This is a genomic window from Novosphingobium ovatum (assembly GCF_009909235.1).
Lineage (GTDB): Bacteria > Pseudomonadota > Alphaproteobacteria > Sphingomonadales > Sphingomonadaceae > Novosphingobium > Novosphingobium ovatum.
The window spans coordinates 414,854-430,296 of sequence record NZ_JAAAPO010000004.1 but is presented as its reverse complement, the minus strand read 5'-3'; the positions used below and the strand labels follow the sequence as shown (position 1 = coordinate 430,296).

Below are 15,443 nucleotides of genomic sequence, written 5' to 3'. Positions count from 1 at the left end.
CGGCCCGATCCCCCACCAACTCTTGTGACGGCGGGCAGCGATGGAACGCTATGCGATCCCCAAACATCTGGATGATCCGGAACTTATCGGGTTCTGGACGCTGGACGAGTTCCTGGTGATGGTCACCCCCTTCATCTGGGGCATTCTGGCTTCGCATATCGTCATCGGGCTGGTGTTCTCCACCGTGGCCTGGTTCGGTTATCGCAAACTCCGCGCCGGACGCTCGATGGCCTGGATCCTGCATTTTGGATACTGGCACCTTCCTGGCGAGTTTTTCGCCATGAGGAGCTTCCCGCCGTCCCATCTTCGCGTGCTGGCGGGCTAAGATGGACATCGATCTCGCCCACGACAAATCGCAAGCGGTTCTGCGCCAGCGCAATGGCCTGGCGCTGCTCTCGCTGGCCCTCGGTCTCGTTGCCGTCAGCAGCGTGGTCTCCGCCGGCCGCAAGGACCGCGAGGTCGTGCTGGTGCCGACGTTGCGCACACCGCTCACACTGACCAGCGCCAAGGTCTCGCCCGACTATCTCGAGATGGTGACCCGCGATGTCGCGATGGTTGCCCTTAACCGTTCGCCCCAGAGCCTGACCTACTGGATGGATTCCATCCTTGAAGTGACCGACGAGCAGGCACGTGGGCAAGTCAAGAAGGCGCTGATGAAAGTGGTGGCCGAGCAGCAAGGCTCGCAGATCACCCAGTTTTTCACGCCCGATGCGATGTGGGTCGATCCCGATACGCTGACCAGCACGGTCGGCGGCACGCTGCACACCGTCGTCGCCTCCAAGGAGGTGACCACCGAGCATCGCACATTCCGCTTCACCTGGACCTACAACGGCGTCTCCCTGAAGCTTAAAGGCTTCGGGATGATCGCCAAGCCGGAGGAGACGCCATGAGCGGCCCATTCCCCGGCACCATCCCACAAGGGTTTTCCTTTATGGCCATTCTGGAATTGTCGGCAGGGGCAAGCCTTGCCCCGCGCCGTTTGTGGGCTGAGCGCGCCCTCGGCATCGCCTTGGTGAGCGCCGGCCTTGCCACGGCCGCGCCAGCCTATGCCGATCAGACGCTGCTGGTGGCCGACAATGGCACCGTCCACTGCGAGGCCTCGGCCAAGGATCTGACGCGGATTTCGCTGAAGGATGACCAGTTCGCCTCGGTCTCCAAGGTGCAGGCGCCCAATCCCGCCGATGACTTTCAGGTGGTCAATGAACCCCTGCGCGGCGACATCTACCTTTCGGTCGCCAATGGCTTTTCCAAGCCCACAATTTCCTTCTTCGGCACGACCCGCAAAGGCTTCGTCTATAAATTCATTTGCGCGGTGGGCGGCAGTGATGCGCGGCAGGTGTTTATCGCCAATGCCGATGTCGAACATCCGCGCCCGGTCGGTGAGACATGGCCCGCCGGCCTGTCACCGCAGGATGCCTCGGCGCATCTGATCGCGGCCATGTATGCTCAGAAGCCGGTTGAAGGTTTCGACATCACCTGGCGCGCGCTGGTGCCCGTCGACATCGACACGCTCTCTGTCCAGATGGTCGGGCAATATGTCGGGGCGAGCTATACCGGCAAGCTCCTCAAGATCACCAACCGCGGCAACAAGCCCGCGGTCCTGATCGACGACAAGGTCGCGCCCGCCGACGCCATCGCAGTCAGCATCACCAACCCCCGTCTGGCGCCCGGTGAGGCAACCACCGCCTTCATTGTCCAGCGCAGCACAGAGACCGGAGGTCAGCCATGAACGCGCCGAGCGCACAGGGTAGCCCTGCTGCCCCCCCATCGCCGACGGATGATCTTGCCCGCAATGCTGCTACCCGCCGCCGTCAACAGATTGCCATGTGGGGTCTGGGCGGTGTGCTGGTGATGGCGGGCATGTGGTGGATTCTGGCTTCGCCTGCGCCCCAGACGGGCAGCGCCGATAAGAAAGACGACCCCAAGGCGATCAAGATTTCGACCGATGACATGGTCAACCGCTCGATGGCCGACAAGGAATGGATGGCTCTGTCGGAGAACCAGCTTTCGACGCAGGGCAACCAGATCAAGACCCTGCAAGGCGATTCCGTCCGGCTCGACCAGCTTCAAAAGCAGATCGAGGATTTGCAGGGGCAGAACCAATCGCTCAAGACCGATGGATCGAAGGTACTCTCGGCCTATCAGACCGAGAACGACCAGCTTCGCTCCCAAATTTCCGCGCTCTCGACCCAGATGCAGCGGGCGACCGCCGGGCCAAGCGCGCTGTATGGAACGGGCGCACCGCCCACCTATCAGCGGTCGTCGTCCATCCCCAGTGGTTCGCCTCTGACACCACCATCGGGTGATACGGCTCGCAGCGCGATCGATCCGGCCAGCGCGCCGCGTTCCAGCGAGGTCAAACTGCTGTCCTTCGGAGGCGATGCTGGCGGAACGGGCACACGCATGGTGCCAGGCAAGACCACCCAGTTCACCGACAGCGAGAACTACCTGCCGCCCAATTCGATCGCGACGGCCAAGGTGGTGGTGGGCGTCGACGCCACGACCAACACCAAGAGCCAGACTGACCCGCTGCCTGTGGTGCTGCGCATCACTGGCCCGGCACGCTCGGTCTATGTGGCTGGCAAGTTGCTCAAGACCAACATCGTGGGCTGCATGGTCAATGGCGCGGCGCTCGCCGACCTCTCTTCGGAAAAGGTCTATGTGAAGCTCCAGCGCATGACCTGCCCGCAGCCGGGCGGCAAGGTGGCGGTGAGCGAGGTCAAGGGCTTCATCGCCTTTGGCGGCAAGACCGGCGTGCGCGGCCGCGTGGTCAACCGCTCGGGCAATCTGGTGGGTCAGGCGTTCATCGCCGGCGTGCTGGGCGGTTTCGGGCGCGGCTTCTCGACCAATTCCTCGGCCTATCTGACCTCGCCAACGGTCAGCGTGAACGGCCAGCGCTCGACGCTCTCGCCCTCGGACATCGCCCAGGGTGGGCTTGGCCAGGGCGTCGCCCAGTCCGGCGACATGGTCTCCAAATATCTGATCGAGCGCGCCGAACAGTACCAGCCTGTCGTGGAAATGCCGACCGGCCTCGATGTCGAGGTGGTGTTCCTCGACGGCGTCTTCATCCGCAATTGAAGGGAAAACCTCGCGTGTCTCACTCCCGATCATTCCTGCGCCTGCTACCCGTTCTCGGACTGGCTTTGAGCACTCTACCGACCATCGCCGAGGCTCGCGCCGCGACGGCCACGCGCACTCGTCCTGCTCTGGCGAGGGATGCGGCAGCGATGCGGGCTTTGACCCAGCGTCTTCCGCGCACCACCGTCACCAAGGTCGATTGCGGCCAAATCCCGGGCATCTGCGAGGTGCAGGCGGGGACCAACCTCTTCTACATCGATCCCTCAGCCCGCTACCTCATCGTCGGGCGGATCTATGACATGGAGACGCATCAGGATCTGACGGCGGCGCGCTTGCTCGCCATCAATCCCGATATGCTGGTTGGCGCTTCGGCCACAGCCAAGGCGCCAGAAGCGAACAGCGCGGGCCTCGCGCCATCGCATCCCCAATCTGCGTCCGCTCCTGCCTCGGTTCCCGCTCAGAAGGTGAGCCTTGCCAGCCTTCCGGCCAATGGCGCCATCGAATGGGGAGGCGCGGCCAACGCTCCCAAGGTCACCGTATTCAGCGATTTCCACTGCGGCTACTGCCGGGCGCTGCACCAAACCCTCAAGGCGATTGGAGCGCGCGTCACCGAGCGGCCGATCTCGATCCTCGGCACACGGGCAATTTCCGAAGCCGTGATCTGCGCCGAGGACACGAGCGCCGCCATGGAGCGGGCTTACGGCGATCAGGACATCTCCCAAAAAGATCAAGGCGCACGCGCCTGCGACACCAGCGGCCTCGATGCCAATGAGGCCTTCGCGCGCACCCATGGCTTCACCGGCACGCCCGTGCTGGTTCGCGAGGATGGCGCTGTGCTGCTGGGCTTCCGCCCGCGTGAGTTCCTCGAAAGCTGGCTGAAGGGAGGCGCCTGAACCATGCGCATGTCCCCCATCATCGCCGCGCTTGGCCTAATGCCGCTGGCTGGTTGCTCAATGCTCCACTCCAACGTCAAAGGCGGTTTCGTGTGCAGCGCGCCGCGCGGCACCTGCGCGCCATCGACCACCATCGATGACAGCGCCATCCACGCGATCGATGCCGAGGCTGAAGCCAAGGACGCGCCGCCCACGCCCGATGCCGTGCCCGCCGCCAACGGTTTCCAAGCATCCACCAATCCCAAGGAGAAGAAGGCATGGACCTTCGTCGGGCCGGTTCGTTCTGGGCTCAGGCCGGTGCTCAGAATTGTCTATATGCCCTGGCGCGACGGATCGGGTCGCCTCCATCCCCGCACCACAGGTTTTGTCCCCGTCGATGCCCCGCATCTTACCGAGGTGTCCAGCGCTCCGCAGGGCGGAATGGTTTGGGGGGCGAAGTCCATGGGCGCAGGCGCCGACATGAGCCTGCTCACCCTCGCGGAAATGGCGCCCGACATGGCGCTGATGGCACCGGCCACCACCAAGTCGCCCGAAGGCGACAAGCCCGCACCGGCACTGCCCACGGATCCGACGGCAGCGATCAAGGACAAGGTGAAGGCGATCCTGAACCAGCCCCAAGCGCAGCCCAGCCCGCCGAAGCCCACCACACCTCAGACCATAACGCCAAAGAGCGGCGCGGCGACTTTCCCGCCGCAGGTGGACTGAGGCGCCATGCTCGCCCGGCTCATAGAACTCGTCACCGGCGACAGCGAGGCGCCAGAGCATCGCGCAGAAACGCGCGATGTGCCCATGCTCGCGAGCTTCCTCGGCTACCGCGCCTATGCGGCAGAAACGCAGATCTTCCATCTCACCCGCTCGAAGGGCTTCATCCTCGAACTGGCCCCGCTCATGGGGGCCGATGAGCGCATCGGCGACATCCTGACCTCGATCATCTCCGATGTGCTGGTGGCGGGCTGCGAATTCCAGATCATCAATTATGCGTCACCCCGTATTGCCGAGAAGCTGCAAGAATGGGCATTGCCCCGCATCCGGGCGGGCGCGGTATTCAACAAGCTGGCCCGTTACCGGCTCGACCTGCTGCGCAGCGGCGCCTGGTCTTCCCTCGCCTCCGACGGCCCCTTCCATCTGCGCCAGTTCCGCGTGCTCTTTGCTGTAGGCGTTGGCGTGGGTTCGGGCGTCGATACCGAGACGCTGCTTGGCATCCGCGACGGGATCACCTCGGCACTCGACTCAATCAACGTCAAGACGCGGATCTTCAGTCCGACCGAGCTCATCCGTTTCATCGACGATGTGGTCTGCCCCGCGACGGGCGCAGGCGATGACGCGCCCGATTACAGCCCCTTCGATCCGATCAACGAGCAATGCATCCGCCGCGATCTCGTCACCCGCGTTGAGAAGGACCGGCTGATCCTTGAGGCGCCCTCTTTGCGCCCCTCCGGCGTGGTCATTGATGGCGCCCCCGAGATGGCGGATATGAGCCCGCATGAGTTCGACGTGCGGACCATGTCGGTGCGCTATTTCCCCGAACGCTGGGCACCCTGGGACACGCAAAAGGTCATCGGCGACATCTTCAATCCCAAGCTCTGCCTGCCATGCCCGGTGCTCCAGTCGATCGCGGGGATCATCCCGTCGGCCGAGACCTCCGAAGCCAAGGCGGGCTGGAAATTCACTCGCACGACGGCGCTCGCCGATGGCAAAGCCGCGCGCCTCGTGCCCAGCCTCAAGACCCAATCGGCTGAGTGGGAGCATGTGCAGGCGCAAGTGCGCCTCGGGCAGAAACTGGTCCAGATCTATTACAGCGTCACTATGGTCTCGCCGCTTGGCCGAGGCGATGTGAATGAGCGCACCCTCAAGGCGATCTACAAGGCCGCTGGCTGGGATCTGATCGACGAGACCTACCTTCAGACGGGCGGACTGCTGGCATCCTTCCCGCTGACGCTGGCCGATGGCCTCTCGCGCGATCTCATGCGGATGCGGCGCTTCCGCACTGTGCTTTCGGCCAATGTGGCAGCGCTCGCGCCCGTCCAGGGCGAATACAATGGCGGCGCGATCCCGCACCTGCTGTTCATCGGGCGGCGCGGTCAGCCCCAGTTCTGGTCGCCTTTTCAGAACAATGCCGGCAACCACAATGTCGCCATCGCGGGCAAGTCCGGCTCGGGCAAATCGGTGCTGCTTCAGGATCTGACCGCCAGCTTTGCCGGGGTTAACGCCAAGACCATCGTCATCGATGATGGGCGCTCCTTCGAGCATATGGCGAAAGCCTTGGGCGGCACCTTCACCGAGTTCAAGCTCTCGTCTGGCATCTCGATCAACCCATTCCGCATGATAGACCTCGAGCTTGCCGCGGGAGACGAGGACTATCTCGTCGACTGCCTCGCGATGCTCAAGGCCATCATCAGTCAGATGGCGCGCTACGAGAACCGGCTCAACGACACCGAGCGCGGGCTGATCGATGCCGCAGTCAATGCCGTATGGAACGAGAAGGCGCGTGACGGCACCGTCGATGGCATCATTGCTGCGTTGCGCGCTGCCGGTCACCCGCAGGCCGATGATCTGGCGACGGCGCTGCTACCGTTCTCTGACGCCGGAACGTATGGGCCGTTCTTCCTTGGCGACACCAATCTCGATCTCTCGGCCGATCTGACGGTCTTCGAACTGTCGGACCTTTCCTCACGCGAGGAACTGCGCAGCGTCGTCCTGACCTCGATCATGTTCGTTGCCTCGCAGACGATGAGGAAGCTCGACCGGCAGATCCCGAAGGCGCTCATCATCGATGAGGCCTGGGCGATGCTGAAAGGCGGCGCGATGGCGGATTTCGTGGAGACCTATTCGCGCACTTGCCGCAAATATGGCGCCTCGCTCATCACCGCGACCCAGTCGATCAACGACTTCTACAAATCAGGCGGCTCTAAGGCCGCGCTTGAAAACTCCGACTGGATGCTGGTGCTCCAGCAGAAGCCGGAAACCATCGCCGATTTCCGCAAGTCCGACCGCTTCGAAATGGACAATTTCACCGACGCGCTGCTGCGTTCCTTGAAGCGCAACGGCACCGAATATTCCGACCTGCTGATCCGCGGCCCGGACACGCAGACGGTCTGCCGTCTCGTGCTCGATCCCTTTTCCGGCACGCTCTATTCCTCAAGCCCGGCTGTCTATGCCCGCATCGAGGCCGAGGTCGCGCGCGGTGCCACTATGGCCGAGGCAATAGAATGCGCCGCCTATGGGCTGGATCGTCAGGCCGTGGGAGTGCGGCCATGACGCGGCGCGCAACACCCATCAATTGGGGGGCAGTCGCCGCATGCGGCTTACGCCTCACGGGCTGGTTCGCCGTCAATGTGCTGGCCGCTGCCGGCGCGATGGCGCTGATCCTCTTTGCCATCGGCGACTTCTCATTGCCCATCACCATGGCCCAGCTTGCCAATCTCGCTGACCGCTATGTCGCGGCCAACGCCATCCGCCGCGACCAGTTCGACCAAGAGATCATCATCGGCTTCTTCGCGATCCTGTTGGCTGTCGCCTTCTTCCGCCGCAGCGGCTTTGCCCGGGCCTTTGAAGACCCCATTGGCAACAAGGATTCCACCGATGCATGACGATACCCCACAGCCGCAGGGCGAACTGCCTTTGGGGCTGGAAGCCGCTGGTTCGCCCACTGACGTGACTGGCAAGCGCCGCGCTCTGTTTGCCTTCCTTGTCGGCAATCGTCGCCAGATCCTGGCCATGGGTCTCACCGGCGCCTGCCTGCTCTGGGGAAGCTGGGCCACACACAAGCTGCTGGGACTTGAGCAGCGCGTGACCACGATCCGGAAAGTGGCGCTGGCCGATCTCGTCCGTGAGTATGTGCAAGGACAGGCCCGCAGCGGGGCTACGCCTGACCAGATTACGGCGGAGACCGGCGCTTACCTTCAAGCGCTGAACCTCGCGGTTGCCCGCCACGCGGCTCAGGGCGAAGTCCTGCTGCTCAGCAACGCCGTCGTCGCCGGCGATGTCCCCGACATCACGCCGCAGGTTCGCGACGAGGTCTATGCCAGCCTCGCCAAGCCGCAAGGCGGGGCTGCTGCACCATCAGCGCCGAGCCCATCGGTCCAGATGCAGCAGTTCTTCGATGCCAAGGGAGCCGACCATGGCAGCGGCAAGTGAGATCGCGCCTGTGCCGGCTCAGCGCCAAACATCATGGCGGCTGAGGCTGGGCGGCATGGCGCTGATCGGCGGTGCGGCCTTGAGTTGGTCAGCGCTCAAGGATTGGCACGACCATCATGCCTTCCTTATCAACGCCAGTGAATCGCTTCCCAACTGGGCGCTGCTGGTCGAGACTGGGCGCTTTCCGGCGCGCGGTGACTATGTCGTTTTCGCGCCGGGTCACGATCCACTGGTGATCAAGCATTTCGGGGCTGATCCCAAGCCCTTCGCCAAGATCACCTATGGCGTGCCGGGCGATGTCGTCACCCGCACAGGCGACGCCGTGCGGGTGAATGGCAAGACCATCGCCCACTTGAAGCCCAAGACCCATCAGGGCGAGGATCTCGTACCCGGCCCCATCGGCACGATCCCACCAGGGTGCATTTATGCGGGAAGCTCGCACAAGGACGGGTTCGACAGCCGCTATGCCGCGATCGGGTTTGTCTGCCGCGACCGGTTGATCGGCATCGGGACACCCATCCTGTGAGGCGCGCCGGTCCCGCCTCGATCCTGCTCGCCGTGCTGGGCATTGGCTCGGCGCCGATGATGGCGAGCGCACGTGATTTCGGGACGTTCGGCCCGACCTGGTCGATTGCCGAGCCGGACCTGCTGGCGGTCATCAAGGCGCGGCTCGAAGCAGCAAGGCAGAACGGCAAGCTCGATGCGATGAACCAGCGCTTCGTCGAAGCGGCACAGGCGAGCGTGCGCCGACCCCATACCGTGGCGGGCATCACCCCTGCCACCAGCGACCGGCACTGGAGTTTCGATCCCAGCGTTACGCTTTCACAGGACATCCGCGATGCGCGCGGGAACCTGATTGCCGCGCAGGGCCAGCGTTTCAATCCGCTAACCCATCTCAATCTCGCCCACAGCTTTGCTTTCATCGATGGAGACAGCGCGGTGGAACGCGAGTGGGCTCTGCACCAGGGCGCGCCGGACAAACTCTGGATCGTGCTGGTCGCAGGTTCGCCCACTGATCTCATGAAGGCGACCCAGCGCCGGTTCTATTTCGACCAGATGGGAAGCCTGACGGGCAAGTTCGGCATCGCCCATACGCCCGCGCTGCTCGTCCAGCAGGGCGACCTTCTCGACATCCGCGAGGTGGCGCTGCCAGTAACCGGAGAACGGGCGGGAGATCGCCGATGAAGCGCATCCGGCCTGTCTTCTGGCAACGCTTCGGGCGTGGGCTCGACACCGGCAAGGCAACACGCCGCGCGCCCCGCCGCCGCATGGGCAAGTTCTGGGCCATGATCGCCGCGAGCATTGCACTCGGCTCGGCGCAAGTGGCGCAGGCGCAGGGCTCGCCCACCTGTCATGGCCATTTCCCCAATCCCATCACCGACATCTGCTGGGATTGCTTCTTCCCTCTGTCAATCGGCGGCTTCGACCTCTGGCCGAGTGACAAACCCGATCCCGGAAATCCCAGCCTGCCGGTGTGCTTGTGCGGCATCCGGCCGGGCCTATCCTTCGGCTTCTGGGAGCCGGTGCGCCTGATCGACGTGACCACCAAGCCCTTCTGCTTCCCCAACCTGGGCGGGCTGACGATCAATCCGGGCATGTATGTGGGCAACGGCCATGTCTCGGCCGCCGCGCAAAAGGGCGGAAACACGCAAATGAGCGCCCAGTATCAGGCGCATTATTACGTCTACCCGCTGTTCTATCTGCTGGAGTTGCTGGGGGATTTCATCTGCTTTGAATCCGCCTCCTTCGATCTCGCCTATATGACCGAGATCGACCCGACTTGGAACGACGATACGCTGGCCGCGCTCGTCTATCCTGAAACGGTCATGTTCGATTTTCCGCTGGCACAGGTTGCTTGTGCCGCCGATTGCGTCGCCGCCACCGCCGCGCTGCCGCTCGATCAGCTCTTCTGGTGCGCGGGCTGCAATGGCTCGATGTACCCAATGACCGGCAACATCGGGAACAACGATACGATGGACCAGTCAATGCGGCTCGCGGCCGAGCGCATGGTCTTCAAGATGCACCGCACCGCGCTCGCCTGGGGCACGATGGGCGAGTCCGGCCTCTGCGGCAAATACATCATGCCGATCATGCGCAAACAGCAATACCGGCTGCAAATGGTGAACCCGGTCGCGGCCACCACGGGCCGCTATGCCTGTCAGCCTCCCGGTGGATCGACCGCCGTCCAGCTCACCTCGCACACCTATCCGGTGGTAGGTGAGGACGTTGGCTACCTCCTGTGGCGCAAGCGCAATTGCTGCGCGTTCTGATGGGAGGGTCAAAGATGCGCAAATCTCTCCTTCTGCTCGGCTCGCTGGTCGCCGTCGGCGGTGTCGGAACCGTACTGGCCCAGACTACGGTCGATGGGCTTGATCTCGATGCCATCAACAAGGCCGCACAAGCCCATGCCCGCAACCTCGGCCAATTCGTCGATCAAGTGCTCGGCCATCAGGCCGAGGCCAGCGCCGATCTTGCTGAGGATGTGTCCGCGCTAGTTGAGAGTTCTCAGGCCAAGGTGAAGGCCGAGGCGGCCGCAAGGGCCAAGCCGCACCCGACTGGAGATCCGGTAGATCTCGATGCGCTGGTGGCCGACGCTGGGCGCAGCATGACGCCAACTCCGCAATCGGCGCCTATGCTGATTGCCTTTGCCAGCCTGTCGATGCCGCCTGAATCCCTGAAGCGGATGATCGCCGACGTATCCAAGGCAGGCGGCATGGTGGTTTTTCGTGGCTTCTCGCCAGGCGGCCCCAAGCCCTTCATGGCCGCGCTGCATGAGGCCATCGGCGATACGTCCGGCGCCCATATCAGCATCGATCCACGGCTTTTCCGGGCCTATGGCATTGAGGCGGTGCCCACCTATGTCGCGGCATCCTCGAGCTTCGACCTCTGCTCTGGGGAAGACTGTGCCAGCAGCCCGACGCCCTATGACCGGATCGCGGGCAATGTGACGACCCATTTCGCGCTCGAGACCATCGCGCAAGGGCGTGGCCCCGGAGCGCCGGTTGCAAAACAAGCGCTGACCAATCTGGAGCGGGCACAATGACGGCGCGCGCGATCCTGCTTCGCGGGTTGGCCTCCAGCGCGTTAATGGCCTCAACCCTGTTGGCCAGCACGCCGCTTTCCGCCCAGACCGTCGATCCCAAGGCTGCGGCCAGCGCGATTGCCAGCCAGTTGCAGGGCCAGGTCACCGGCAATGTCACCAGCCAGTCCGCGCCCAATGCCGTGCCGGGCTATGGCGGCGCCGATCTGCCGCAAGGCCAGTATCTGTCCAACCCGAACAGCCTTGCAGGGGACGGCGCGGTCGCCGCAGTCACCTCGCAGCCCTATGCCATCGTCACCAACCCGAACCGACCAGTGGTCGATGCCTCAAGCCTTGGCCTCTCGAGCGCCAAGCAGGTCGAGAGCAGCCCGACGAGCTACACCGGGATAGTGGGGAGTTCACAGGGCAATTGCCAGCCCATTCCGGCCAGCAGCGGCACGAGCAGCACCTATTACGATTCCTGCCAGATTGGCACGGCCGAAACCGACAGCAGCTTCTCCTGCACGATTGGCTGGACCAACCAGTTCACCAGCGCCTACCAATACACCTGCCACACATCGGAATGGGACATCTACAACCCCAACACCGGCGGCACGTTCTATTGGGGCGAGGTTTCAGACTGTGGCAGTTTCGCCAGCCAGTCTTCCTGCACGCAGGTCAGCCAGACCAAGAAGCCCTCGGTCACCAACTGGCCGCCCGGCGCGGGCCTCGGCATGGTTTTCACCGAGACCGATACGACCTACAATTGCGGCGCGCAGACCAATTACGGCGCGAGTGCCTCGAAGACCTATTGCATCAATCACACGACGCTCTGCTTCGAGCCTCCGCCGCAGGATCAGGCGCCGGGTGTGCCGGGCGCGGCCTATGTCGGGCCAATCCAGATCTATCAGGGCTCGAGCGTCGACAATGCCGATTGCCAGGCCAAGCTGAAGGCTCTGCCCACGGGCCAGACCTGCCTGCAACCCAGCCAGGTCTGCGTCGATGCCTCGCCTGCCACCCGCAGCATCAACGGCATCGCGGTCACGCACGATTGCTGGCAATGGCAGGCGAGTTACCAGTGCAGCACACTCTCGAATGCGAACGACTGCGCAACGCTGTCGGCCAAGAGCAATTGCAGCTTCGACCACGAGGTCTGCCTCGACAGCCCGCAGGTTGGCGCCTGCCAGGTCAAGAGCGAGGTCTACAAATGCACGACCCCGGCCACGAGCCAGACCACCCAGGCCTATTCGTGCAGCGGGGACGTCTATTGCATCGATGGAAGCTGCACCCAGCTTCCGACCTCGCCAGCGCCTGATCTGGCCAAGACCTTGGTCGCGATGAACGCGATGAAGGACGCCAAGCAGCAGTTTGACGCCAACAAGCTGACGATCTTTGATGGCGATGCCACCGGCTGCCACAAGCCGCTGTTCGGCCTTGTCAATTGCTGTGCAGGCAAGGTTTCCGGCCTGTTGACCGGCGCTGCGGCCGCCACGGCCGCCATCGGCCTCGCCTCGGGCAATCCGGCCATGCTGCTTGGCCTTGTAACCCAGTTCCTGCCGCTCTTCATGTGCTCGGGTGAGGAAATGCAGCTCGACGTCAAAGACCGCATGGGCCTGTGCCACTATGTCGGCGAATATTGCTCGGAGAAGGCGCTCTTTGTCTGCACCACCATGCGCAAGAGCTACTGCTGCTACCAGTCCAAACTTGCCCGTGTGATCCAGGAGCAGGGCCGTGCGCAATTGGGGCTGGATTTCGGGAGCCCGCAATCGCCTACCTGCACCGGCTTCACCGTCGACCAGTTCTCCAAGCTTGATCTCTCCAAGATGGATTTCGCGGAAGTCTTTGCCGACTTCACCAGCGCCGTTTCGCTGCCCGCCTCGCTCCAGACCTCCGCCCAGATCCAGCAGAAGGTCCAAGCCTACTACCAAACCCATGGTCAAGGATCCTGACGCCATGTGCAAAGCTTCACGCCCGATCACCGCCACGTTCGCCGCCTTACTCGCTGGCGTCAGTCTTCTTGCGGCCAGCCCGCTCATGGCGATGGACAGCCCGCAAGCCAGCCCCACACTGGAACAGGAGGACGTGTCCAATCGTGAGGATGCGAACCCGTCCACGCGTGAACAGGTGGACAGCCTCACAGGTGAACATGTGGACACGTCCACCGTTACCGGCGATCCCTTCTATTGCGGCGAGCGCAAGCTGGGCACCTGGTTCTACTGCGAACGCCCGAAACCCAAGCCCAGCGAGCCGGCGGCCTCGGCCAGCGCCGCCTCTCCAACCTACCGCCAGCAGCTCGACAAGATCGGTGCGCGGCTTGAAGAGTTGAAGGCCAAGGCGATCCTCGAGCCGACCTCGGACAACATCATCGCCTATGTCCGCTACCAGCGCGAGCAGCTCGACCGCGCCTCTACCTTTGCCGATGTCTGGGAACGCGCGATCTGGCAGCACCCCGACCTCGATTACACGCTCCAGCGCCCGGTCAGCACGCTTGGCAAGACGGCATGGCTCGCCCAACGCAAGACCGACCGCGAGGCCGTCATAGCCTCGCTCTCGGAACGCTATGGACTGTTCTTCTTCTACTCGTCATCCTGCGGGGCCTGCGAGGTTTTCTCGCCTATCGTCCGCACGCTCTCGGACAAATACCACCTCTCGGTCCTGCCGGTCTCGATGGACGGCGGCCCGACCCCCGCCTTTCCGCGCTATGTCGTCAATCAGGGCCAGTATGAGAAGATGGGCCTTGAAGGCGGTCAGGTGCCGGCGCTCGTGCTCTTCGACACCTATCTCAAGAAGCCGATCCCCATCGGTTACGGCATCATGGCCGAGGATGAGGTGCTGCAACGCATCTTCTATCTCACCAGCGTCAAACCGGGGAGCGACTTCTGATGCGCTGGCCCCATGCGATCCGCCATTGGCTGGCCCGCGCCCTCACGGTGCTGGCGCTCAGCAATCTGCTCTGCCTCCAGACCGCGCAGGCAGACGTCAACGGCCAGCTCAACTCCTTCTTTTCCAATCTTGGCGGGGCGGCCAACGCCACCGGCCCGGTCGCCTATAACGGCCAACAGGGCGGGTATTACTCGGGCGGCAACCTCTGGGTGCGCTTCCCCGCCCAAACGACCTACCAGTTGGGCTCGCTGCAAATGCCCAGCGTCAAGGCGGGCTGCGGCGGCATCGACATTTTCACCGGCGGCTTTTCCTTCATCAACACCGACCAGATCGTGGCGGCCATGAAGGCGGCGGCCAATGGCGCGCTGGCCTTCGTTTTTGACCTCGCGATCAACGCCATCTCCTCGCAGATCGGCACCTCGATCGAGAAGATGATGCAGAAGGTCCAGCAGTTCACCCAGCACAGCCTCGATGCGTGTCAGGCAGGCCAACAGGTCGCGGCCGGGCTTGCCGGTATGGTGGGCGCGCGCGACAGCCAATTCTGCAAGATCATCGGCAACAGCCAGGGCGTCTTCTCTGACTGGGCCTCTTCCGAGCAGGGCTGCGGCACAGGCGGCAGCCAAAGTTCGACCATCAAGGGCAATTCCGACAGCACAATCCCTGCTGGCCCCTACAATTATACCTGGTCGATGCTGAGCCAGAAATACCCAAGCTTCGACACGGCCTTTAAACAATATCTGATGAGCCTTGTCGGCACGGTGATCTACCAACCCGGCACCAGCGACACCCAAGGCCCAACCTTCAAGTTTCTGGGCCAAGGCGATCCAGCGCTCATCACTGCGCTGCTCGATGGCGGCAACAGCGCCACCGTCTATGCCTGCGACACCACCGACAAGTGCCTCAACCCCTCGCAGACCAGCCTCTCGGTCAGCACCAGCAATGCCCTGAAAACCCGCGTCTACAACCTGCTGATCGACATTGCCGGGCGCATCCAGGGCAACCAGCAATTGACCTCCGAAGAGATCGGCCTGCTCGGCGCCACCACCATCCCGCTTTACAAGATCATGGTGGTCAATGCCGCGGCGAGCTTTGGCGGCATGAACTCGGCGGACATTTCCAGCCTTGCCGAAATCACCTCGGTCGACCTGCTCGAGACCATCGTCGGCCAGTTCTACAAGATGGTCACCGACGGCCAGTCCTCCTTCCAGAACGCCGATCCGCTGACCCTCAAGCAGTGGCAGGATCAGCTCCGCGATGTAACCAAGACGCTGGACGCGCAGGTGGTCCATAATTCCGAGCGCCTGACCCGCACCGAGCAGATCCTCGAGCGCACGATCCGTATCGAGGCCACTTTGCGCAACACCATGTCCCCCCAGATGACCGCCGCCCTCCAGTTCGAGAGGTCGCTCGGCCAGCACCCCCTTCAGTGAGAT

16 protein-coding genes are annotated in these 15,443 nt (G+C 63.4%); all 16 read left to right on the top strand.

Annotated elements, in window-relative coordinates; all coding sequences use genetic code 11:
- The first annotated feature begins 40 nt into the window (after nucleotides 1-40).
- On the top strand, nucleotides 41-325 hold the full coding sequence (gene traL / locus GTZ99_RS12030) for a type IV conjugative transfer system protein TraL (RefSeq protein ID WP_161719123.1): 285 nt from the start codon (nucleotides 41-43) through the stop codon (nucleotides 323-325).
- 1 nt (nucleotide 326) lies between these two features.
- Nucleotides 327-890: a type IV conjugative transfer system protein TraE gene (locus tag GTZ99_RS12025; RefSeq protein ID WP_161719121.1), complete on the top strand. Its 564-nt coding sequence runs from the start codon at nucleotides 327-329 to the stop codon at nucleotides 888-890.
- Nucleotides 887-1,729 carry a type-F conjugative transfer system secretin TraK gene (locus tag GTZ99_RS12020; protein ID WP_227711297.1) on the top strand — a complete coding sequence of 281 codons (843 nt, stop codon included), beginning with the start codon at nucleotides 887-889 and terminating at the stop codon, nucleotides 1,727-1,729. Before GTZ99_RS12025 ends, GTZ99_RS12020 begins: the two co-directional genes overlap by 4 nt.
- The gene (locus GTZ99_RS12015) at nucleotides 1,726-3,078 is read left to right on the top strand and encodes a TrbI/VirB10 family protein (RefSeq protein ID WP_161719119.1); all 1,353 of its coding nucleotides are present in this window, start codon (nucleotides 1,726-1,728) and stop codon (nucleotides 3,076-3,078) included. Before GTZ99_RS12020 ends, GTZ99_RS12015 begins: the two co-directional genes overlap by 4 nt.
- A 35-nt stretch (nucleotides 3,079-3,113) precedes the next feature.
- Nucleotides 3,114-3,971 (top strand): DsbC family protein, encoded by an 858-nt coding sequence (locus GTZ99_RS12010; protein ID WP_406818596.1) that lies wholly within the window; start codon nucleotides 3,114-3,116, stop codon nucleotides 3,969-3,971.
- A gap of 3 nt (nucleotides 3,972-3,974) precedes the next feature.
- On the top strand, nucleotides 3,975-4,676 hold the full coding sequence (locus tag GTZ99_RS12005; protein WP_161719117.1) for a hypothetical protein: 702 nt from the start codon (nucleotides 3,975-3,977) through the stop codon (nucleotides 4,674-4,676).
- A gap of 6 nt (nucleotides 4,677-4,682) precedes the next feature.
- Nucleotides 4,683-7,229 carry a type IV secretion system protein TraC gene (traC, locus tag GTZ99_RS12000; RefSeq protein ID WP_161719115.1) on the top strand — a complete coding sequence of 849 codons (2,547 nt, stop codon included), beginning with the start codon at nucleotides 4,683-4,685 and terminating at the stop codon, nucleotides 7,227-7,229.
- Nucleotides 7,226-7,561, top strand: coding sequence for a hypothetical protein (locus GTZ99_RS11995; protein WP_161719113.1), 336 nt, complete (start codon nucleotides 7,226-7,228; stop codon nucleotides 7,559-7,561). Before traC ends, GTZ99_RS11995 begins: the two co-directional genes overlap by 4 nt.
- Complete coding sequence (locus GTZ99_RS11990) at nucleotides 7,554-8,108, top strand: TrbI F-type domain-containing protein (protein ID WP_161719111.1); 555 nt, start codon at nucleotides 7,554-7,556, stop codon at nucleotides 8,106-8,108. The genes GTZ99_RS11995 and GTZ99_RS11990 overlap by 8 nt, the downstream gene beginning before the upstream one ends.
- Nucleotides 8,092-8,634 carry a S26 family signal peptidase gene (locus GTZ99_RS11985; RefSeq protein ID WP_201742497.1) on the top strand — a complete coding sequence of 181 codons (543 nt, stop codon included), beginning with the start codon at nucleotides 8,092-8,094 and terminating at the stop codon, nucleotides 8,632-8,634. The genes GTZ99_RS11990 and GTZ99_RS11985 overlap by 17 nt, the downstream gene beginning before the upstream one ends.
- The gene (gene traW, locus GTZ99_RS11980) at nucleotides 8,631-9,293 is read left to right on the top strand and encodes a type-F conjugative transfer system protein TraW (protein ID WP_161719109.1); all 663 of its coding nucleotides are present in this window, start codon (nucleotides 8,631-8,633) and stop codon (nucleotides 9,291-9,293) included. Before GTZ99_RS11985 ends, traW begins: the two co-directional genes overlap by 4 nt.
- Before the next feature lie 83 nt (nucleotides 9,294-9,376).
- Nucleotides 9,377-10,378: a conjugal transfer pilus assembly protein TraU gene (gene traU / locus GTZ99_RS11975; protein WP_161719270.1), complete on the top strand. Its 1,002-nt coding sequence runs from the start codon at nucleotides 9,377-9,379 to the stop codon at nucleotides 10,376-10,378.
- Nucleotides 10,379-10,392: 14 nt separating this feature from the next.
- Nucleotides 10,393-11,151 carry a type-F conjugative transfer system pilin assembly protein TrbC gene (gene trbC / locus GTZ99_RS11970; RefSeq protein WP_161719107.1) on the top strand — a complete coding sequence of 253 codons (759 nt, stop codon included), beginning with the start codon at nucleotides 10,393-10,395 and terminating at the stop codon, nucleotides 11,149-11,151.
- A complete protein-coding gene (locus tag GTZ99_RS11965) occupies nucleotides 11,148-13,076 on the top strand; it encodes a conjugal transfer protein TraN (protein ID WP_227711295.1) in 1,929 nt (642 codons plus the stop codon). Before trbC ends, GTZ99_RS11965 begins: the two co-directional genes overlap by 4 nt.
- Nucleotides 13,060-14,010, top strand: a complete 951-nt coding sequence (locus GTZ99_RS11960; protein ID WP_161719105.1) for a conjugal transfer protein TraF — start codon at nucleotides 13,060-13,062, stop codon at nucleotides 14,008-14,010. Before GTZ99_RS11965 ends, GTZ99_RS11960 begins: the two co-directional genes overlap by 17 nt.
- Nucleotides 14,010-15,440, top strand: a complete 1,431-nt coding sequence (locus GTZ99_RS11955) for a conjugal transfer protein TraH (protein WP_161719103.1) — start codon at nucleotides 14,010-14,012, stop codon at nucleotides 15,438-15,440. The genes GTZ99_RS11960 and GTZ99_RS11955 overlap by 1 nt, the downstream gene beginning before the upstream one ends.
- Nucleotides 15,441-15,443 lie beyond the last annotated feature (3 nt).

Coding starts and splice junctions, on each gene's coding strand:
- GTZ99_RS12015 (WP_161719119.1), top strand. CDS start 1,726: ATGAACGCGCCGAGCGCACAGGGTAGCCCTGCTGCCCCCCCATCGCCG.
- GTZ99_RS11960 (WP_161719105.1), top strand. CDS start 13,060: ATGGTCAAGGATCCTGACGCCATGTGCAAAGCTTCACGCCCGATCACC.
- GTZ99_RS11965 (WP_227711295.1), top strand. CDS start 11,148: ATGACGGCGCGCGCGATCCTGCTTCGCGGGTTGGCCTCCAGCGCGTTA.
- traL (WP_161719123.1), top strand. CDS start 41: ATGGAACGCTATGCGATCCCCAAACATCTGGATGATCCGGAACTTATC.
- GTZ99_RS11985 (WP_201742497.1), top strand. CDS start 8,092: ATGGCAGCGGCAAGTGAGATCGCGCCTGTGCCGGCTCAGCGCCAAACA.
- GTZ99_RS11990 (WP_161719111.1), top strand. CDS start 7,554: ATGCATGACGATACCCCACAGCCGCAGGGCGAACTGCCTTTGGGGCTG.
- trbC (WP_161719107.1), top strand. CDS start 10,393: ATGCGCAAATCTCTCCTTCTGCTCGGCTCGCTGGTCGCCGTCGGCGGT.
- GTZ99_RS12005 (WP_161719117.1), top strand. CDS start 3,975: ATGCGCATGTCCCCCATCATCGCCGCGCTTGGCCTAATGCCGCTGGCT.
- GTZ99_RS12020 (WP_227711297.1), top strand. CDS start 887: ATGAGCGGCCCATTCCCCGGCACCATCCCACAAGGGTTTTCCTTTATG.
- traU (WP_161719270.1), top strand. CDS start 9,377: ATGGGCAAGTTCTGGGCCATGATCGCCGCGAGCATTGCACTCGGCTCG.
- GTZ99_RS12025 (WP_161719121.1), top strand. CDS start 327: ATGGACATCGATCTCGCCCACGACAAATCGCAAGCGGTTCTGCGCCAG.
- traC (WP_161719115.1), top strand. CDS start 4,683: ATGCTCGCCCGGCTCATAGAACTCGTCACCGGCGACAGCGAGGCGCCA.
- GTZ99_RS11995 (WP_161719113.1), top strand. CDS start 7,226: ATGACGCGGCGCGCAACACCCATCAATTGGGGGGCAGTCGCCGCATGC.
- GTZ99_RS11955 (WP_161719103.1), top strand. CDS start 14,010: ATGCGCTGGCCCCATGCGATCCGCCATTGGCTGGCCCGCGCCCTCACG.